Genomic DNA, 19,222 nt, shown 5'->3' with positions numbered 1-19,222 from the left:
GGCTGTCTGGGGATAGATTCCTAGGCATGGCACGTGGCGGACCGAAATTCGACGAACGACGACGGCGGGAGCTCGCCGACGCCTTTCTCGCCGGCGGCGAGCACTACGAGAGGGTGCGGCCGGGCTATCCGGACGATGCAGTCGATTGGCTTGTCCCCGATGAGGCGAGGACCGCCGTCGACCTCGGGGCTGGAACTGGCAAGCTCACGGCCCTGCTCGCCGCCCGTGGACTGACGCTGACGGCCGTCGACCCCAGCCCAGGGATGCTTGCCGAGCTGCGACGCCTGCACCCGGGCATCGCTACCGTAGTCGCCCCCGCCGAATCCACCGGGCTGCCGTCCGCGTCGGCCGATCTCGTGGTGGCCGCACAGGCCTGGCACTGGTTCGATCCGCTGGCTGCCACGCGGGAGGCCGTGCGGCTGCTCGCCCCCGGCGGCCGCGTCGCTCTCGTGTGGAACCAGCTGGACACCTCAGTCCCGTGGGTTCACCGGCTGACCCGCATCATGCACGCTGGCGACGTCCACAAACCCGACTTCCATCCCCCGTCGGGCCCTGAGCTGACGGACTGGGAGGCGGCCTCCTTCCCCTGGGAGGATCCGATCACTCCCCAGGGCATCGTCGAGCTGGCCAAGTCGCGCAGCTACTATCTGCGCGCTTCCGAGAAGCACCGCGCGAAGGTCGAGGCGAATCTCGCGTGGTATCTCTACGAACACCTCGGTCACACGGAGGAGGAAATCCTGCTGCTCCCCTACCGAACCCAGGCGTGGCGGGCGGTTCCGCGTGCGTAGCACCTTGCCCCTTCTCTCGTCCGCCCGTAGGATTTAGGCGTACCGAAACTCGAGGATGAGGAGCGGCGAGAGGGAGAGCAGATGAGCAGGACGATCCGGTCCACCACCGTGCCGCGCCAACGCCGAGCCCTGCGCAACGTGCTCGGGCTGCTCGGGCCCGCCTTCGTCGCCTGCATCGCGTATGTGGACCCGGGCAACGTTGCCGCCAACATCACCGCCGGTGCACGCTACAGCTATCTCCTCGTCTGGGTCATCATCCTTGCCAATGCGATGGCCATGCTCGTCCAGTACCAGTCCGCAAAACTCGGCATCGTCACGGGCCGCACCCTCCCCGAGCTCCTCGGCGAGCGGCTGCGCCCGGGGGCACGGCGGCTCTACTGGCTCCAAGCTGAGACGGTCGCCCTTGCCACCGATCTGGCGGAGGTCGTCGGTGGTGCGATCGCCCTCCACCTCCTGTTCCGAATCCCGCTTCCGCTCGGCGCCTTCATCGTGGGCGCGGTCTCCATGGCCATCCTGTCCATCCAGAACCACCGCACCCAGCAGCGGTTCGAGCTGGCCATCATCGGCCTCCTCGCCGTCATCACCATCGGATTCCTCACGGGGCTCTTCGTGAGCCCGCCCTCGCCGTCGGGCCTGCTCGCCGGGGTCGTCCCCCACTTCGAGGGGCCGGACACAGTTCTCCTCGCGGCCTCGATGCTCGGTGCGACCGTGATGCCGCACGCCATCTACGTGCACTCCGCGCTCTCCCGGGACCGCCATCGCTCCAACCCCCATACCAAGGTGCCGGCCTCCGCCATCGCCCGCCTCCTGCACGGAACACGACTCGACGTCGTCGTCGCCCTCGGGATCGCCGGCGTGGTCAACATGGGCATGCTGCTCCTTGCCGCCTCCACGCTCGGCGGCAAGGACGGCACCGACACGATCGAGGGGGCCCACGCCGCCATCGAAGGTGCCTTGGGACCGCTCATCGGAACCGTGTTCGCCGTCGGGCTGCTCGCGAGCGGCCTCGCCTCGAGCGCCGTCGGCTCATACGCCGGTGCGACGATCATGGAGGGGCTCCTGCACCGCCGCATCCCGCTCATCCTGCGCCGCGGCATCACCCTGGTGCCGGCGATCGTGCTCTTGGCGCTCGGCCTCGACCCGACGATGTCCCTCGTCATCAGCCAGGTCGTCCTCTCGTTCGGCATCCCCTTCGCGCTCATCCCCCTCATCCGGCTGACCTCGGACAGGAAGCTGACCGGCGAGTTCCGGACCTCGCGGGGCGTCGCGGTCGCCGCCTGGGTCAGTGCTGGCCTCGTGATCTCCCTCAACCTCGTGCTCGTCTGGCTCACGGTTGTGTCCAACGCCTGACGGTAGGCTGGAACGGTGAAGAGCCAGCCGTCATCCTCCATCGAGGACTACGTGAAGGTCATCTACTCCTTCACGGAGTGGCAGGACAAGCCCATCACCTCCTCCCAGCTCGCCGCGCGCCTCGGCGTTGCGAACTCATCAGTCTCCGAGATGGTGCGCAAGCTCAAGGATCAGGGTCTCGTGGACCATCGGCCCTACGGAGCGGTGCGGCTGACGGCGGACGGCGAACGCCTGGCGCTCACGATGGTCCGCCGGCACCGTCTCCTCGAAACGTTCCTCGTTCAAGAGCTCGGCTACAGCTGGGACGAGGTCCACGACGAAGCCGAGCAGCTCGAGCACGCCGTCTCCGACACATTCGTGGAGCGGCTCGCGGAGAAGCTCGGCCACCCCGACCGCGATCCCCATGGTGATCCGATCCCGAGTCCAACCGGTCGCGTGGAGCGTCCGTCGGCCCTGCCGCTGGGCGACCTCGACCCCGGCCACGAAGGCCGCATCACCCGCATCAGCGACGACGATCCCGAGATGCTCCGCTATCTCGCCCGGGAGCGCATCGTCCTCGACACGGCCGTGCACGTCGTCCGCCGGAAGCCGTTCGGGGGCCCGCTTGTCGTGAGGATCGGGGCCGGGAACGGCGCACACGAATTCGACGTGCCGGATTCGATCGCGTCGTCATTGTGGGTGCACAGCGATTCTTCGCACGAGGGCTGCACGCTCGAGCGCGCCTAACGCCTCCTAGCGTTCAGGGTCCAGCCCTGAGGGCTCCCGCTCTGGATTCCGGATCGCCGCGCCGGAGGTGAGGGCACTCGCTGCCAGAAGCGCTGCCGAGGCGATCAGCCCGCGGTGGAAGCCGACGTCGTCGAGCACTCCGCCCATGATGCTCCCTGCAGCCGCCACACACAGGAGGGAAGCGATCCTGGCCACGGCGTTGTTGACCGCCGACCCGATTCCCGATTGAGCCACCGGGACCGCCCCCAAGACGGCCGACGTAAGGGGCGCGACCATGACTGCGAGCCCGAGCCCGAAGAGAACCACCGGCGCGAACACGTCCCGCCAGTACTGGAGGGGCGGAGTCTCCGAGGCCAGCCACGCGCACGCTGCCGCCCCGACTGCCGGTCCGAGCGCCATGGGCACCCGCGGACCGATCCTCGACCCGATCCGCGCCGCCGACGGCGAGAGCGCGAGGAGGCACACGGTCGCGGGCAGCAAGCCGAGTCCGGCTTGGAACGCGGTGAGCCCCATCCTCTGCTGGAGGTACAGCCCCAGGAGGAAGAAGGACAGGCCCATGCCGCCGTAAGCCCACGCCGTCGCGAGGTTCCCTGCCACGAAATTTCGCTCGCGGAAGAGCGTCAGCGGCAGCATGGCGTGGGGTATGGCCCGCTCGCGGATGAGGAAGGCCGCCGTCGCCACGACCCCGATGACGAGGCACACCAGAACGAGAGGGCTCCCCCATCCCCTGGCCCCCTGCTCGATGAGGCCAAAGACGAGGCCCCCCAGACCCGCCACCCCCAGCACTGCACCAGCGGTGTCGAGGGGGCCCGAGCGGCCTTCCGGAGGCGGGGCTGCTCGGCGAAGCCGCACCAGCGGGCGCCACATGAGCGCGGCAGGCACCAGGTTGACGAGGAAGACCAGGCGCCAAGTCCCCAAGTCGACGGCGGCGCCGCCGAGGAACGGAGCGGCAACCGAGGCCGCGGCCGTCCACGCCGTCCATTGACCGATCATCCGTGCCCGAACGGCTCCGGACGCCGACTCCATGATGAGGGCGAGGGCGCTCGGCGTCACGACGGCGGCCGCAACCCCTTGCAGCAGGCGCGCGACGATGAGGACCCATCCCGACCACGCCGCGCCACACAGGACGGACATGGCCGTGAACGCGAGGACCCCGGCCTCAAGCGTCCGGGCCCGGCCATATCTGTCGGCAAGGCTGCCCGCCGCGAGGATCAGCGACCCGAGAGTCAGCAGATAGCCGTCGATGACCCACTGCTGGAACGAGAGCCCTCCACCGAGCTCACGGGCCATGGCAGGAAGGGCAAGGCTCACGGCCGTCGAATCGATGATCGCCAGGCAGCTTGAGGACACTGCAACGAACAGGACGCGGCGCTGTCCCTCAGCAAGGGGATCTCGCCGCGCCGAACTCACGCGACGAGCATAAGGGGCGCTGCCCTGGGGAGGGACCTCGCGGGCGCCGGATTGGGGCCGACGATTCAAGATGGCATCGCCCGGGTAGTCCTCAGCGGGGCAGGGTATTCCTTGCCGAACGAGGAGGCGGGCAGTGAAGTCGTCCGGAGGGGCCTTCGTGACCCCCGTGTACAACGCGGAGGGCCGCGCGTATCTGAGCCTGTGCGACGTCCATCGGGACGGTCGCGTGTTCAGCGACAAGGAGCAGGCCCGGCGCTGCGCCGAGGAGCACAACGAAGCCCACCATGAGGGTCGGGCCCCACGGTTCCGGTGGTTCAACTTCAGGGACGTCAGCGGGGAACAGCTCGCCTGACACCTTCGATACAGCAAAAAAGCACCCCCGGTCCGAGGACCGAGGGTGCTTTTTTGGGTGGAGATGGCGGGAATTGAACCCGCGTCCGATGCGGTTTTGTCAGGGCTTCTCCGGGCGCAGTATGCGTCGGGATTTCTCGGCCCCAGCCATCATGCATACAAGTGGCTGACCCGGGCCCAGTCATCTAAATGTCCCAGCAGCCCCGATGACGAGGACTGCCAGCAGTGGCTATCTAATCGACGCCAGGATCCGGGACGATAGCATTCCCGGGCTGACGGACTCGTTCGCTACTTAGGCAGCGAGAGCGAAGTCAGTGCGCTTAGAGTTGGCACTTATTGTTTTGCAGAGAGCGTTGACGAGATGACTCTGCATCCTCGGCCCGCTTCACCTGTCTCGACCAACACCGTCGAAACCGATCATCCCCTTATTCGGTTGTCAAACCAGCGTGGCCACCCACGCCGCCTTTCGAACCCCGGCGTACCTCGCGGCCACCGGAACATTCAGTATAGCGCGTCTCCCCCGCCTCGTATTCCCGCTCTGGGACTGCGGGTCAGCTCTCAGTGAGAGAGGAGTCCAGCGCGGTCCTTCGCCTCGAGGACGGCGAGAGCCGCGTAGTCCACCACCCTCGCGAACCCCGGGTCCGACCGAGCCTGGTCCAGGATTCCCTGCCAGAGCCGAGGTGCAAGGGCCTCGTCGGTGCACAGGACCATGGTTCCGCCGGCAGCGAGGAAGTTCACCCCGCGCGATTCTGGGCGGAAGCCCCCGACCTGCGCAGCATCGCAGATGTCATCGGACACGACGATGCCGCCGAACCCGAGGTCCTTGCGCAGGAGGTCGATCACTGCCGGCGAGAAGACCGCGTAGTGTTCGGCGTCGATTGCCGGATAGAGGGCATTCGAGAGCATGACCCAGCCCACCCCGCTTCGGATGGCATCAGCAAACGGTGCGAGGTATGGGTCCGTGCGGGAGGTCTGTGCGTCCGTGACGTTGGTGGCGGTGTCGGTGTTGGCCGTCACGCGCCCCAGCCCTGGAAAGTGCTTCGGAACCGCAGCGACGCCGGCCTGGGCCATGCCTCGCGCGAACGCGCCGCCGTGCGAGGACACGGTCCCCGGATCGAAACCGTACTCGCGCTCGTACTTCCCGATGGGGATGTTCTGCGGCGCGAAAGCCGCGGAAGGCACAGTGTCCATGACGGGCGCGAAATTCACGTTGACGCCTACCGCCGCCAGTTCCCGGCCCCATTCCGTCGCAGCTGACCTGAGCGCGTCCGGGTCCATGCCGCCCTGCGCGAGCGCGGAGGGGATGGGCGAGAAGCCGGGACCCCGAAGGATCTGCACCTGGCCTCCCTCCTGATCGGTCGCCACAAAGGGCGCGACCGTCGTCGGCCCCGGCTGCGTCGCCTCGGCGCGGAGCGCCCCGACCACGTCGCCCACCGCGCCCGCTCCCGCCGTCGTCCTTCCTTTCAGGAAGACGTTGCCGATGCGGTTGGACCGCAGGTCTGCGAGCGCTGCGGGATCGGCTCCCGCGACCGGCGAGCTGACCATCATCACCTGGCCCACCCGCTGCTCGAGGCTCAGCCCCGCGAGGGCCTGCTGGGCTCGGCTCGGTGGGGGCGGCGGAAGCGGCGAGGCCGTCGGGGCAGATGGAGTCGGGGTGGCTGACGTGCTGGGAGTCGCTGAGGGAGTTGGCGTGGGAGCTTCGGCTGCTGTGGAGGACGGCGACGTCACCGGACGAGCCTGCGCGGCGAGCGCCGACACCATCCGGGGGACGACGACGGCGATCACGCCGACCACGACGAGGACAATCCCCACTATCAGGACCGTCTTCGCCCTTCGCGATGTCGCTGCCACGGTCCCCTCCCGGTGCTCAGCGTCGGTTGCGCGCCCGCATCGCTCTCAGGGCCTCACGGGTGTCCTGCTTCTCCCGCAGAGCCTGACGCTTGTCGTATTCCCGCTTGCCTCGGGCCAAGGCAATCTCCACCTTGGCGCGCCCCTCGTTGAAGTACACCTGAAGCGGAACGACCGTGAGGCCCTGCTCCCGCGTCTTCTGCTCGATCTTCGCGAGCTCCTCGCGGTGCAGCAGGAGCTTCCGACGCCGGCGCGCGGAATGGTTCGTCCAGCTGCCCTGGCTGTACTCGGGGATGTTGACCGCCTCGAGCCACAGCTCGCCGTTGGAGAACGTGCAGAAGCCGTCCGCGAGCGAGATATGGCCCTCGCGCAACGACTTCACCTCGGTTCCCATGAGGACGAGGCCAGCCTCCCACGTGTCGAGGATGTGATAGTCGTGCCGAGCCCTGCGGTTCGTCGCAACAGCCTTCCGGCCGCTCTCTTTGGGCACGCCTGTCCCCTCCTCACTCGTTTCGCTGGATCACCGGGTATCTGCCGTCGATCGCTCCGACGACCCCAGAATTCTACCCCAGACGACGCTACAGGACGCTGAGGGGGTCCACCGCAGAGCCGTTGAGCCAAGTTTCGAAGTGGGCGTGGCAGCCGGTCGAATTGCCGGTGTTGCCGGAATAGGCGATGAGCTGTCCCTGGCTCACCCGCTGACCGGGCGACACCGCGACGCTGGAGTTGTGGTAGTACACCGTGGTCATGGAATTGCCCTGGATGACCCCGTGCGAGATCATCACGGTCCAGCCCCCACCGCCCGTCGTCCAGCCGCCAACCGTGACGGTTCCCGCCGCCGCCGCATACACCGGCGTACCGCAGCCGACTCCGAAGTCGATGCCCGTGTGCATGTAGCCGCCGGTGCCGTAGAAGTCGATGGTGCCCGGCGGCGTCGCCCTCCAGCCGAAGCCGGAAGTGATGGGTGGAGGACCGGCAAACGGGTACTTCAGCCCGAAGGCCGACGGGGATCCGACTTGGACGGCTTGATCGCGCACGTTCTGCGCGGCCGCGTCGGCGGATGCCTGATTCTGCCCTGCCCTCAGGGCCGCCGCGCGGGCTTCCGCTGCCCGCTGCTCAGCCTGGCGGCGCTGCTCCGCTTCCCAGGCCTCGCGAAGCCGTCGGTCGCGGTCGGCAATCTGGGCCGCAACCTGATCCTGCTGGGCCTTCACGTTCGCGATCTGCTGCTGGATGGCCGGGCGCTGCGCCTCAAGCTCCTGGTTCAGACGGTCGGTGTCCGCCACGAGCTTGTCTACCGTCGCCTTCTTGGCGGCCGCATCGTCCCGTGCGGCCTGTTCGCGCGCCAAGGCCTGATCAGCCTGGGCCTTGAGGTCGCGGATCTCCGCTTCGACGGCCTCGAGCCGCGCTTCCGAGTTCACGTTGGCCGCGGTCTGCTGCGACAGGCGCTCAAGCGCCGCGTTCTGGCTCCGCAGCGCCTGATCGGCCAGATCGATGCTGCCCGTGAGGCTGCCCCCGCCCGCGTCGCCGAAGATCAGGCTGAGGTTGGACGGCACCCCACCGGACTTGTAGGCCTGTGTGGCGATCTGGCCGATGAGCTTCTTCGTATCCTGGGTCTTGCCTTGGTCGTCGGCGATCTGCTGGGTGATCTTGGCCTTGTTCTGCTGTGCCGCATCCACGCGGACGGCGAGGGCCTCGACCTCCTTGGTCGCCGACGCCACGCGGCCCTGCGCGTCGACAAGCGCCTGCTGCGCGCCGGGAAGCTGTGCGCGATAGTTGGCAAGATCAGCGGCCGACTGCGAGATGCGGCCATCCAGGAACTCGAGCGAGGACTGGACTTGCTGCGCCTGCTGCTGGAGTTGCGCCTTCTGGTCGTCGAGGTCGTCCGCGCGTGCGGGACCCGAGGCGGCAACACCGAGAGCAAGGACGACGACGGCGGCCGCCGCCGGGACGCGCAACGTCGCCGCTCGCTTCGCAGCGGGACGTCGATGGGGTGCCGATTCAAGAGGAGCCATGTCAGACCTTCAGGTAGCGACGGAGAGTCAACATGGACGCGGAGCCCGCGAGCACGACCCCCAGACCGATGAGCAGGGGCGAGAGCATCAGGGCCTGTGCGGGCGAGATGAACGCCGTGTCCGGGTACTGCTTGGCCAAGACGTCGCCGAGGAAGAACTTGGCGACCGCCCAGAGAGTCGCCGAGGCAAGCACCGCTCCGATGACAGCAGCGATCACGCCCTCGAGAACGAAGGGCAGCTGGATGACCAGCTTCGATGCACCGACAAGCCGCATGATGCCCGTCTCCCTCCGCCTGCTGAACGCCGAGAGTCTGATGGTGGTACCGATCAGCAGGATCGCGCAGACGATCATGACGCCGGCGATCACGATCGCCACCAGCGATGCGCCGTTCATCACCGAGAACAAGCGCTCGAGGAGCTGGCGTTGATCGATCACGGTCTCCACGCCGGGACGAGACGAGAAGGTCTCACTGATGATCTGGTACTTCTCGGGGTCCTTGAGATTGATGCGGAAGGACGCCGGAAGCTGGTCGGGTGTCACGGAATCCACGATCGGCGAATTCGCGAACTGCTCCTTGAAGTGCTGATACGCCTCGTTCTGGGACTCGTAGTGGTAATCGTTGACGTACTGCGCCACGGCGGGCGAATCGAGGAGGGCCTGGATCGCCTTCTGCTGGTCCGGGGTGACCGGGCCGCTCGCGCAGCCTGCCGCCGTCGACCCCTGCCCGCAGAGGAAGATCGCAACCTGGACGCGGTCGTACCAGTAGCCCTTCATCTGATTGATCTGAAGCTGCAGCATGCCAGCAGCCCCGACGAAGGTCAGCGAGACGAAGGTGACCAGAATGACGGAAACGACCATCGCGAGGTTGCGGCGGAGCCCGCCTGCGATCTCGCCGAGAACGAACGCGGCGCGCATCAGATCTCCTCCTCGCTGGCCCCTGCGGGGGACCCAACCGCCTCGCGCGAGGGCGCCGGTTGGCCGAGGTGCGACGGACGGACGGCGGGCATCATCGATGTGTAGAGGGCCTTCGCCTCGTCCCGGACGATCTTGCCCGAGCCAAGCTCGATCACCCGCTTGCGCATCGAGTTCACGATGTCATCATCGTGGGTGGCCATGACCACCGTGGTTCCGTTTTGGTTGATCTTGTCGAGAACCTGCATGATCCCTTGCGACGTCGTCGGGTCGAGGTTTCCCGTGGGCTCGTCTGCGAGCAGGATCCCTGGGCGATTCACGACGGCGCGGGCGATCGCCACGCGCTGCTGCTCGCCACCCGAGAGCTCGTGAGGCATGCGGTGCCCCATCCCTTCCAGACCCACCGTCTTGAGGACCTCCGGCACGGTCTCCCGGATGACGCTCCGGTTCTTTCCGATGACCTGCATCGCGAAGGCGACGTTGGCGAAGACTGTCTTCTGTGGGAGCAGGCGGAAGTCCTGGAAGACGACGCCGATCCCCCGGCGTAGCCTCGGCACGCGCCAGCTCGAGAGCTTTGCGACGTTCTGGCCAGCCACGAAGACGCTCCCCGAGGTCGCCCGATCCTCTCGCAGCACGAGGCGCAGGAATGTGGATTTACCCGAGCCCGAGGGCCCGACGAGGAACGCGAATTCGCCGCGCTGAATCTCGATCGAGACACTGTCCAGCGCGGGCCTGGCCTTCTTGTCGTAGACCATCGTGACGTTGTCGAAGCGGATCATGGCACTTCCGGCCCGGCGGCACGCAGCGCATCCACCACCCGGCGCACGGGCGAGGCTCGGGGACGGAAAGCGCCGGCTGATCGACTATAAGCACGGATGTGGGATTCCGCGGGGGCCCTTGGCGGCGTGTCGCCGTCCTGCCCAGGACAGCTAGCTTTCGGCGCCCTGCCGCTGTCCTGCGCGCCAGCGGATCCCGGCGTCGATGAAGTCATCGATGTCGCCGTCGAGCACCGCCGCAGGATTGCCGACCTCGTGCTCCGTGCGAAGGTCCTTGACCATCTGGTAAGGGTTCAGGACATACGAGCGCATCTGATCGCCCCACGACGCTTTGACGTCACCCGCGAGGGCCTTCTTCTCTGCGTCCTCCTGCTCCTTCTTGAGCAGGAGGAGACGCGACTGGAGGACGCGCATGGCGGCAGCGCGGTTCTGGATCTGAGACTTCTCGTTCTGCATCGAGACGACGATGCCGGTCGGAAGGTGGGTGATCCGGACCGCGGAGTCGGTCGTGTTCACCGACTGGCCGCCCGGGCCCGAGGAACGGAAGACGTCGATGCGGATCTCGTTGTCCGGGATCTCGATGGAGTCGGTCTGCTCGATGACGGGGATGACCTCGACCGCCGCGAACGACGTCTGGCGGCGGCCCTGATTGTCGAACGGGCTGATGCGGACCAGACGGTGGGTTCCGGCTTCCACGGACAGCGTTCCGTACGCGAAAGGTGCATTCACTTCGAAGGTTGCAGACTTGATCCCGGCCTCTTCAGCGTACGAGGTGTCCATGACCTTCGTGGAGTAGCCGTGCCGCTCGGCCCACCGGAGGTACATGCGCATGAGCATCTCCGCGAAGTCTGCGGCGTCGACTCCGCCGGCGCCGGCGCGGATGGTCACGACCGCCTCACGCTCGTCGTACTCGCCATTGAGCAGGGTCACGACCTCGAGGTCCTCGAGGGACTTGCTGATTGATTCGAGCTCCTTGACCGCCTCGCCGAGGGAATCCGCGTCGCCCTCTTCCTGCGCCAGCTCGACGAGTACTTCGAGGTCGTCGATGCGGCTGCCGAGCCTCTCGACGCGCTCGAGCTCGGACTGGCGATGCGAGAGCCGCGACGTCACCTGTTGGGCCTTGGCGGGATCGTCCCACAAGTCGGGGGCGCCCGCAGCCTCACTGAGCTCGGCGATCTCCGCGCGCAGCGCGTCGACGTCGGTCACCTGCTCGATAGACGAGTGCGTGGCCCGGAGGGCGCGGATTTCTGCGGGAAAATCGATCTCAGCCATAACTATCCAAGGTTACGCCATGGGTCACCGCGTGAGCCGCGCCCGTGCAATGGACGTGGCCTCTATGCCGATCCCCTCAGGGACGACGATGCCGACAAGGGGCGGATGTGCCACGGCCACGAGGGTCACCCTGGCACTCCGGCCGTCCTCGGAACCAGTCTCTCCGGAAACCGTGAAGCCATCGAAGCGGCCGGCGGCATTGACGCGATCGAGGTAGGCCCGGACCGAGGCCGTGATCTTCTCGGTCGTCAGACTCGCAGTTGGCGGGGAAGGTCCCTGAGTCGCATCGCCCAGCGTGAAGGCGTCGGCAGCTGCTTGGGCTGCCCCGTCGGCCAGACTCAAGAGTTTCTTGTGCTCCATGTACACAGCAGATACGCCGATGACCACCGAGGCAATGAGGAGACAGAGAACCGTGTATCCGAGGACGAGCACGAGGACCGCGCCGTCCTCGCGCCTTCCATCCCCTGATCTCCTCGGCCAGCAAGGCTCATCGAAACCTCCCTGCAAACTGCGTAGAACTGGAAACCGCACGACCCGCCGAGAGCTCTCCTGCTCCGAACGATGGCGCCAAGGGCAACGGCACCTCCATCTCCACGGTCACCGTCACAGCGGTGCCTGCTTCCAGGCAATGGGAGCGATCGCACGCGATCGACACCGTGACTGCGCCCGGCTGGACCCCGAAATCGGCCGCCGCGACCCGTCCAGCCGCTTGCGCCGCCCGCTGCGCGGATTGAAGGTCCGGCGAACTGACGAAGGCCTTCGCCGCGTGATCCGCCGCCCCCACCGCGGCGAACGAGGCGGCTTGGAGCATGCCGACCGTCACGACGAAATACACCACAGGGACCAACAGGACCAGGCCGAGCATGACGAACTCGACGACGGCGCTCCCGGACTCGTCGGGGTCGCCCCGAGGGAAGAGATTCCCAGAAAGACGCTTTCTAGTGAAGCGGAGCATGGCCTGCCACCTCCAACACCCGGGCCGGCCCGAGGAGCCCCAACAACGGCAAGGGGGCTTTGATCCGCACCTCAAGGACCCGGAGGCCCTCGAGTTCGGCATTCCCTACCACGATGTCGGACGCATACGCCTTTCCCACCGTCGTCGCCACCAGCTGCGCAGCCCTTTCCCGAGCATCACTGGCGGTGCGGTCCGCGAGCGAACCGTAGCGGGCTGCGGAGGCTGCTGCGTCGATGAGCGTGTTCCGTACGTGCAGGACGAGCGTGAGCTGGGCTATCGCAAGCACGAGCATCGTCAGCAGGCCTCCGACCATGACGAATTCAGCCGGGGCCGAACCCCGCTGACCGAAGTCTCGCTGTCCTCCCCGCCGTAGCCCGGGCATTGAGCTACTTGCTGACCTTGCTCATGGCCTGTTGGAACAGGCCCTCCAGGGCAGGGGCGGCTATGGCGAGCAGCCCCATGACCAGCACAGCACTCATCAAGGTGATCATCACCCAACCGGGCACGTCACCGCGCTCGGACCCTACGCTGTCGCTTGACGCTTGGCGAGAGGCTTTGGGCCACAAGGGCCGCGCGGTAAGCCACACGCCGATTCTCGTCATCGTGGTCATTGGTTCGTTCCCTTCTGTTTCTGGTGATACGGAGTTGTTTCTGAAAGAACGAAGGCTGGCTCAAGAAGCACCTCAAAACGTCAAGGTGACGGCGGCAACGGCCGGGTACACCGCGAACACGATGGTGAGCGGGAGGATCCCGAAGACAAGGGGGACCATCATGCCGATTTCCTTGCGCCCCGCGGCCTCCATGAGCTCGCGCTTCGCGAGATCTCGCACGTCTTGGGCTTGGGCACGCAGGACCTCGGCCAGAGGTGTTCCCCGCTCGATGGCGACGACGAGTCCGTCGACAAACCTCGAAATCGGTGTAAGCCCAATGCGCTCGTCCATCAGCTGGAGCGCCCTGGCGAGCGCCACCCCCGATCGAATATCAGCCAGAACGAGGGCAAACTCCGCAGCCAGCGCGCCTTTGGAAAGGCTCGCCGTCCGTTCCAAAGACCCGCTCGCCGATTCCCCCGCGCTCACGGCAAGGGCCATCATGTCGGCGATTGATGGGAACTCCGCGAGAATTCGCTGCCGTCGCCGTCGTATCGCGGCGACGAGGAGCATCTCTCTCCCCACGAACACGACTGCCGTTGACAAGACGACCAGGCTCGCCGATCCCCAAGGACTCAGTCTCCCTGAGGCGCTGAGGCTCACTCCGGCGACCGTGGCAGTGGCAAATCCAACAGCTGACCAGATGAGCTGCTCTGAACGAAACTCGAGAGGGCCCTTGCGCGAACCCGCATTGGCCAGTCTCTTGGCCAAAGCCACGTGACTGAGCCCGGGCAGCCTGCGCATCGCATCGTGCAGCAAGGGAAGCAAGATCCACTCGAGCGGCCCGAGCGGCGTGAGGGTTTGGCGTTCGGGTCGCAGTAATCGAGACGATGCATCGACCGCGCGAAGCTGGGGAGCCACCCTGTCAGCAAACGAGGGGAGACGCATCGGCGGAATGCGCACCATGATGATCCAGAGCCCCAGCCCGAGAATCGCTCCGCAGGCGAAGGCCGCGGAAGTCCCCGCGCTCACGCGAGTACCCGTTCTTCCCGGGGAAGGGATCCGACTCGGAGCATCAGCCGGTAGCACGCGACCGACACCACCAGCCCTCCTCCGAGAACGGTGAGTCCGATGGGTTGCGCGTAGGCCGCCATGGCTTCCGGACGGCCCGTGAGCAGGAGGAGCACTGCCCAGGGCGCGGCTACGGCCAGACGGGCTCCGTTGATGGTCCACGATTGGCGTGCCTCGAGCTCACTTCGCGTCCGACCGCTCTCCCGCAGGAACTCCGCCAGCGTGCCGAGGAGCCGCCCAAGATCAGACCCTCCTACTTGCCTCGCCAGGCGCAGCGATTCGACAATCCGATCACCTATAGGGTCGCTCAGGCGTGCCTTGAGCCGGTCGAGCGAGCTGTCGAAGTTTCCGCCAGAGCGGTAGTCGGCCGCAAAGTCCACGAATACTGGCCGCAACGGCTCTGGCCCCTTGTGCCCCAGCTGGATGAGCGCCTCCGCCAACGGAAGACCGGCCCTGATGGCGGACCGGAGATGGTCCACGGCGTCGGGCCATAGCTCGCGGTGAAGCGCCAGACGCCTCCTCGCCTGCCACGTAAGGAGCGTCACCGGCAGCCACGACGCGAACAGGCCGAAGCACACTGCCACTGGCCACGCCGTCGTTGTTGCGAAGAACGCGAGCGCCACCACTAGGCCGAGCGCAGCAGACGAGAGCCAGAAACTGATGGGTGAGACCCTCTCGACCCCGGCACTCGCCAGAAGCTCCACAAGTCTGCTTGCCCTTTGAGACCGAGGCGGGCTCGGCTGCCTCTCCCAGAAGGCCAACCAGATGAGGAATAGTCCGAGACCGGCCAGGAGACCAAGGATCGCAGACATCAGGCGGCGTCCCAGAAGGCGGCGTCGACGCCAGCCATAGCGAATCTCTCCGGCCGAGGCAGGCTGACCGTCCGCAGCTCCAGACCCCCGCCCCCGAGCGCAAACACGGACGACGACTCGATGACCCCGCTCTCGACGCGCGAGCCGAGTGCCAGGATCTCTTCGACTCTGCGCCGCCCGTCGCGAGCCCGACCGCAGTGAACGACCAGATCGATGCAGGCCGCAACTGTGGGAACGACGAAGTCGCTGGAAATGTTCTGGCCCGCGAGCAGCGGAAGCGTGCAGAGCTTTGTGACGGCGTCCCTCGCCGAATTCGCGTGGATCGTGCACATGCCCGGGAGCCCGGAGTTGAGCCATGGACCATGCAAGTCACCGCCGTCGACTGCGCCTCTGCATAGACGTATGCGTGAAAGAGGAAATCGAAACAATCTCGCTCATCGGAACCGAGATCGAGGAGTACGCCAGCATGCTGGCCGATTCGGCACCCGCGATCGGGAGCGGCCAGGCAAAGCTCATCGCCTCGCTGTTCGCCCGACGCTGGGACCAGCAGGAGGCCGCGTGAAGATCGCGGCGGTGTACGTCCGGATCTCTGACGACAAGGCAGGGGAAGGCCTTGGCGTCCAACGCCAGGAAACCGACTGCCGGAAGCTGGCGAAGGAACTCGGCTTCAAGCACGTGGTCGTGTTCACCGACAACGACATAAGCGCCTACTCGGGACGCCGTCGCCCCGCCTACGAGGAGATGCTTGCGCAGATCAGCTCGGGTGTGATCTGTGCCGTTATCTCGTGGCACGGGGATCGCCTGCACCGCTCCCCGATCGAGCTCGAAGCCTACATCGACCTCGTCGAGAAGCACGAGGTGAGCACCCACCTGGTAACGGGAGGCCGAGTCGACCTCAGTACCCCGACCGGAAGGCTGATGGCCCGCATGGTGGGGAATTATTCGCGCTTTGAATCTGAGCACAAAGCCGAACGCGTAGCGCGCGCCCACCGGCAGGCTGCTGAGCAGGGCAAATGGCGAGGCGGAACACGTCCTTTCGGCTACCAGGAGGGCGGCCAGGCTGCACACCCTGAGGAGGCCGAACTGATCGTCCGCGCCTACCAGGATGTCCTGGAGGGCTTGTCTCTCAGTGAGCTCTGCCGAAACTGGAACGCAAGAGGGATCGTCACCACCACTGGCAGAAAATGGGGCATTCAGTCCCTCAAACAGCTCCTCCTCCGCGAACGCAACTACGGAGCTTCCGTCTACAGGGGCCAAGTCGTCGGCGAGGGCAACTGGCAGCCCATCGTCGAAGAAGCAGTCTTCAAACAGGCATGGCTCCTGCTCACGGACCCCTCTCGTCGCCGGAGCTACAGCACCCGCAGCCGATGGCTCCTTGCTGGCGTCGCCTTGTGCGGAGTCTGCGAATCGGAAGGGCAGTCGTCGACTGTCCGCTCCGCCACGGCGACCAGTCCAGGCAGATCATGGAAGATCTACAGATGCAAGACCGGCACGCACCTCGCACGGAGCGCTGAACCGACCGACAAGCTGGTCCAGGAAAGCATCTTGGCCTACTTGGCCCGTCGAGACAACCAAGAGACCCTCGCGGATAGCCTCCCCCGACCCGAGGGCGCCTCAGCCGCAGCGAGGCGCGAATCCGACCTCCAGCGGAGATTACAGGAAGCCAGAAAACTGTATAAGGACGACATCATCTCCGCGGACGACCTCAGAACAGTAAAGGCGCAGGTGGACCAGGAGCTTGCGGCCCTGAGTCTCACCAAGGCCCCAGACCGGACACGTCCCATCGTAGGTAAGCTGAGCGGCGCGAAGGACATCAGGGCCGCTTGGGAAAAGTTGGCGGTCGACGAACGAAAGATGGTGGTGCAGTCGCTCATGACCGTGACCATCCTGCCCGTCCCGTCAACCATGCAGCGCCGGTTCCAAAAAGAGCTGATCCGAATCGACTGGAAGACGCCGAACTGAGCAAGCCGGTCCCTACGAGCATCTTGAGCGCACATCGGACTGAGTCTCACTGCCCTCATCCACAGGGCGGTCCTGCAATTGACTCACACATTCGAACCGGCGACCCTCTGTTTACGGCGGCGAGTGCCCGTGACATCCCTTGTAACCCCAGAAGGCCTCTCTGACCTGCGAAAACAGGCCGACGATGCCGCTAAGCATACCCACGGTGTCCCCCAAGGTCCCCCAAAAGTGGGTAGTTAAGTGGGTAGCATCTGGAAGCGCATTGGCACCCGTGGACGCGCAAATAGATCAAGCACCGAACGAGGCCCAGGATGACGCTTGGCTCGGGAATGCCGCCGGTCGTTGTGTGGGTGGCTTAGCTGTCGCAGTTGTTGTCGGCTCACCGTACATTTCACCGTGCGGGGTAGACCCACCTCGGGCTGAGCCCAGACTCTCGGGGGCTAACCCCACTCCCGAAAGCTGCACGTCCCTCTACCGGCGATCCAGATCCAGCGGCCGGCGCCAAGCAGACTGACGTGATTTGCTGCCGGAACCTGTCAAAATCGGCTTGAATGGCCAGATGACCACGAGTATCTGGCGGAGCCTGGTCGTCGAGACTCAGTTCGCCACGGAGCTTGCTCTGACCGGGCTTCGGAGACTGTGTTCCGTTCCCACCGGCCCCGCAACGGGCATCGGCAGCACCGACCACGACTACTCACTTCACGTTGGGATGTATTCGTACTCTTCCGGGTTGGAGCGCCTATGCAAGCTGGCGATTTCTTGCCACGGGTACGTGACCACGGGAGAGTTCACCAACGTCCGCCCCTACTTACACAAGATTGGGAAGCTGCTAAACGCCGTTGAGGTGTTGGCTCCCGTAGGCCCTGGCCTATCGAAGCGCGAGGGGCGATACCTCGTTCGGCCGGTGGATAGGCTCGACCCAGATCTCACGGACACAATCGAGCGGTTCGCCAGCGGGGCCGGACGGTACGAACACCTTGACTCGTTACGGGACAAAGATGCCGAGGTCAGCACCCACAAGGAGTGGTCCGCTCTTGCTGCGAAGGCCCCGGTCTCCGCCGAAGTGCGCAAGCTGGTTTCGCTGAAGTACGCAGCTACCACATCGCCGGAATCACGGACGAGGAAGTCGTCCTCGAGGAGCTGCAAGCGGTGTATGAACGGATCAACGAACGCGAGGCAGAAGAGGAGGATGGCAAGCCCTTCGAATGAGACCAGAACCGGTTCACTGTGCCCCCTCGTACCCCTCAAAGGTTGGCAGCTTGGTCATGGCGGCATCACTGAGCGGACGTTAGGGCGCGGCTCAGAACCCGTCCGGGACTTGGCCAGCGGACCCAGAGTCCTTTAGAAGGGGGCTTGCTGACACCGAAGAATGATGGCCGGTGCGCCGGCCGGCTGGAGTGGCGGTCTGGAAGACGACCTCGTCTGGCGTCCGAACCACCTGAGGCGGATTCTCCCTAGAGATCCGCCCGCCGTCGGGCTGGCGATCCGCGTCGACTCCAGCGCGTCGTCGATTGTGACCCGCCTACCCGGCAGCGCTCCTATCAGCGGTGGCCGAGATGCCAGCATGGAATTCCAGCTCACCGCGCTGGATGATCGGCATCAGCAGAGGAGCGTCGAAGGTGCGCTGTGTGAGGTCCGCAATCCCCTGGCGGGTGAACGGAAGCACATGCATGAGCGCAACTCCGTTGATGAATTCCGTCAGCGCGTCGCTTGACGATGCCTGCAGGACGTGTCCCGGGTGCTCGTACTCTGCTCGTACGCCACAGGCGATCTCTCCGATCGGGGTCTTGATCGTCGTCTCCAGGAGAACGCGGAATCCTGCGTCGTCTTCCCTAGTGTGGACATTGAGCGCGTACTCCGGTTCGATCTCGAAGTCTTGTTCCGGATCCACGTCAGGGTCGAGCCAGCGTTCGGCGTATAGCTTGAAGAACGTGATCGCGGTGAGCGACGTCGCATCGATCAGTTCGTGGACGTCCGCTATGACCTTGTCAGGCGAGGACATACTCGGCTTTCGTCGAGCCGCTCGACCAGGACCATTCGACAGGGGTACGGCGCTCCCATCTGGTGCTGCCGGGCGCGACGATTGCCGTAAATGCCTCGTCGCCGACAGCACAGCATGCGTCCTCGACTTCGTGTCGGATGCTGGCCCCGACCGCGAGGGCGTATCTCCGGATGGTGCTCAGAGTCGGGTTCGCGTCGTACCGCTCGAATGACGCCACGGTCGGCTGGCTTACGCCCATGCGCTCGGCAACCGTCTCCTGCGTGAGGTGATGCCTCTTGCGCTGTGCGATCAGTGCTTTTAGCAGGTCGTCGTGAGATTGGATGAGGGAGTCTGCGAGCGACTCAAGGTGCGCAACATCCACGTTATCCGCCCCGTTCATAGATTGAA

21 protein-coding genes, 1 other RNA gene and 2 pseudogenes are annotated in these 19,222 nt (G+C 65.7%); 7 read left to right on the top strand and 17 right to left on the bottom strand.

Going from position 1 to position 19,222, the window contains the following annotated elements; all coding sequences use genetic code 11:
- Positions 1-26 precede the first annotated feature (26 nt).
- The 3 genes and pseudogenes from E5679_RS00225 to E5679_RS00215 all read left to right on the top strand — a co-directional run bounded on the left by E5679_RS00225 (position 27) and on the right by E5679_RS00215 (position 2,864).
- Complete coding sequence (locus tag E5679_RS00225) at positions 27-788, top strand: class I SAM-dependent methyltransferase (protein WP_138413099.1); 762 nt, start codon at positions 27-29, stop codon at positions 786-788.
- Positions 789-827: 39 nt separating this feature from the next.
- Positions 828-2,138, top strand: a pseudogene (locus tag E5679_RS00220) (Nramp family divalent metal transporter); the annotation flags it as partial.
- A 15-nt stretch (positions 2,139-2,153) separates the two neighbouring features.
- Positions 2,154-2,864 (top strand): metal-dependent transcriptional regulator, encoded by a 711-nt coding sequence (locus E5679_RS00215; RefSeq protein WP_138413097.1) that lies wholly within the window; start codon positions 2,154-2,156, stop codon positions 2,862-2,864.
- 6 nt (positions 2,865-2,870) lie between these two features.
- Here the strand turns inward: E5679_RS00215 and E5679_RS00210 are convergent, their stop codons facing one another.
- Positions 2,871-4,274 carry an MFS transporter gene (locus tag E5679_RS00210; protein WP_212746889.1) on the bottom strand — a complete coding sequence of 468 codons (1,404 nt, stop codon included), beginning with the start codon at positions 4,272-4,274 and terminating at the stop codon, positions 2,871-2,873.
- Positions 4,275-4,407: 133 nt separating this feature from the next.
- On the opposite strand from E5679_RS00210, the gene E5679_RS00205 reads away from it, so the two are divergent.
- Entirely contained in the window at positions 4,408-4,626 is a 219-nt protein-coding gene (locus E5679_RS00205) for a hypothetical protein (RefSeq protein ID WP_138413096.1), read from the top strand.
- Between the two features lie 55 nt (positions 4,627-4,681).
- On the opposite strand, the gene ssrA is transcribed toward E5679_RS00205, so the two are convergent.
- The 14 genes and pseudogenes from ssrA to E5679_RS00135 all read right to left on the bottom strand — a co-directional run.
- Positions 4,682-5,050: a transfer-messenger RNA gene (ssrA, locus tag E5679_RS00200) on the bottom strand.
- Between the two features lie 133 nt (positions 5,051-5,183).
- A complete protein-coding gene (locus tag E5679_RS00195; RefSeq protein ID WP_249335859.1) occupies positions 5,184-6,476 on the bottom strand; it encodes a glycoside hydrolase family 3 N-terminal domain-containing protein in 1,293 nt (430 codons plus the stop codon).
- A gap of 16 nt (positions 6,477-6,492) precedes the next feature.
- Positions 6,493-6,963: an SsrA-binding protein SmpB gene (smpB, locus tag E5679_RS00190; protein ID WP_138413095.1), complete on the bottom strand. Its 471-nt coding sequence runs from the start codon at positions 6,961-6,963 to the stop codon at positions 6,493-6,495.
- 88 nt (positions 6,964-7,051) lie between these two features.
- Complete coding sequence (locus tag E5679_RS00185) at positions 7,052-8,485, bottom strand: peptidoglycan DD-metalloendopeptidase family protein (RefSeq protein ID WP_138413094.1); 1,434 nt, start codon at positions 8,483-8,485, stop codon at positions 7,052-7,054.
- A 1-nt stretch (position 8,486) separates the two neighbouring features.
- Positions 8,487-9,401 (bottom strand): permease-like cell division protein FtsX, encoded by a 915-nt coding sequence (ftsX, locus tag E5679_RS00180; protein WP_138413093.1) that lies wholly within the window; start codon positions 9,399-9,401, stop codon positions 8,487-8,489.
- Positions 9,401-10,177, bottom strand: a complete 777-nt coding sequence (gene ftsE, locus E5679_RS00175) for a cell division ATP-binding protein FtsE (protein ID WP_138413092.1) — start codon at positions 10,175-10,177, stop codon at positions 9,401-9,403. Before ftsE ends, ftsX begins: the two co-directional genes overlap by 1 nt.
- 150 nt (positions 10,178-10,327) lie before the next feature.
- Positions 10,328-11,446, bottom strand: coding sequence for a peptide chain release factor 2 (gene prfB, locus E5679_RS00170; RefSeq protein ID WP_138413091.1), 1,119 nt, complete (start codon positions 11,444-11,446; stop codon positions 10,328-10,330).
- A 24-nt stretch (positions 11,447-11,470) separates the two neighbouring features.
- A complete protein-coding gene (locus E5679_RS00165; protein WP_249335858.1) occupies positions 11,471-11,878 on the bottom strand; it encodes a pilus assembly protein TadG-related protein in 408 nt (135 codons plus the stop codon).
- Between the two features lie 55 nt (positions 11,879-11,933).
- Complete coding sequence (locus E5679_RS00160) at positions 11,934-12,401, bottom strand: hypothetical protein (protein ID WP_138413089.1); 468 nt, start codon at positions 12,399-12,401, stop codon at positions 11,934-11,936.
- Entirely contained in the window at positions 12,385-12,714 is a 330-nt protein-coding gene (locus E5679_RS00155) for a TadE/TadG family type IV pilus assembly protein (RefSeq protein ID WP_420821020.1), read from the bottom strand. Before E5679_RS00155 ends, E5679_RS00160 begins: the two co-directional genes overlap by 17 nt.
- Before the next feature lie 73 nt (positions 12,715-12,787).
- Positions 12,788-12,967: a hypothetical protein gene (locus E5679_RS00150; protein ID WP_338055879.1), complete on the bottom strand. Its 180-nt coding sequence runs from the start codon at positions 12,965-12,967 to the stop codon at positions 12,788-12,790.
- Between the two features lie 117 nt (positions 12,968-13,084).
- Positions 13,085-13,594, bottom strand: a complete 510-nt coding sequence (locus E5679_RS21500) for a type II secretion system F family protein (RefSeq protein WP_338055874.1) — start codon at positions 13,592-13,594, stop codon at positions 13,085-13,087.
- A 422-nt stretch (positions 13,595-14,016) separates the two neighbouring features.
- A complete protein-coding gene (locus E5679_RS00140) occupies positions 14,017-14,871 on the bottom strand; it encodes a type II secretion system F family protein (protein ID WP_138413086.1) in 855 nt (284 codons plus the stop codon).
- A pseudogene (locus E5679_RS00135) lies at positions 14,871-15,224 on the bottom strand (CpaF family protein); the annotation flags it as partial. The gene E5679_RS00140 and the pseudogene E5679_RS00135, both read right to left, overlap by 1 nt.
- Positions 15,225-15,277: 53 nt before the next feature.
- On the opposite strand from E5679_RS00135, the gene E5679_RS20695 reads away from it, so the two are divergent.
- The 3 genes from E5679_RS20695 (at position 15,278) to E5679_RS00125 (ending at position 18,178) form a co-directional block, all read left to right on the top strand.
- Positions 15,278-15,433, top strand: coding sequence for a hypothetical protein (locus E5679_RS20695; protein WP_171042188.1), 156 nt, complete (start codon positions 15,278-15,280; stop codon positions 15,431-15,433).
- Positions 15,430-16,833, top strand: coding sequence for a recombinase family protein (locus E5679_RS00130; RefSeq protein ID WP_171042187.1), 1,404 nt, complete (start codon positions 15,430-15,432; stop codon positions 16,831-16,833). Before E5679_RS20695 ends, E5679_RS00130 begins: the two co-directional genes overlap by 4 nt.
- A 559-nt stretch (positions 16,834-17,392) precedes the next feature.
- Entirely contained in the window at positions 17,393-18,178 is a 786-nt protein-coding gene (locus E5679_RS00125) for a hypothetical protein (RefSeq protein ID WP_138413084.1), read from the top strand.
- Between the two features lie 177 nt (positions 18,179-18,355).
- Here E5679_RS00125 and E5679_RS00120 read toward each other — a convergent pair whose 3' ends face one another.
- On the bottom strand, positions 18,356-18,835 hold the full coding sequence (locus E5679_RS00120; RefSeq protein ID WP_138413083.1) for a hypothetical protein: 480 nt from the start codon (positions 18,833-18,835) through the stop codon (positions 18,356-18,358).
- A complete protein-coding gene (locus E5679_RS00115) occupies positions 18,822-19,214 on the bottom strand; it encodes a helix-turn-helix domain-containing protein (protein WP_138413082.1) in 393 nt (130 codons plus the stop codon). The genes E5679_RS00120 and E5679_RS00115 overlap by 14 nt, the downstream gene beginning before the upstream one ends.
- Between the last annotated feature and the right edge of the window lie 8 nt (positions 19,215-19,222).

The sequence above is a fragment of the Sinomonas gamaensis genome, assembly GCF_005876955.1.
Classification (GTDB): Bacteria; Actinomycetota; Actinomycetes; order Actinomycetales; family Micrococcaceae; genus Sinomonas; species Sinomonas gamaensis.
Note: the sequence above shows the minus strand (reverse complement) of the source record. Positions and strands in the feature narration are given on the sequence as shown.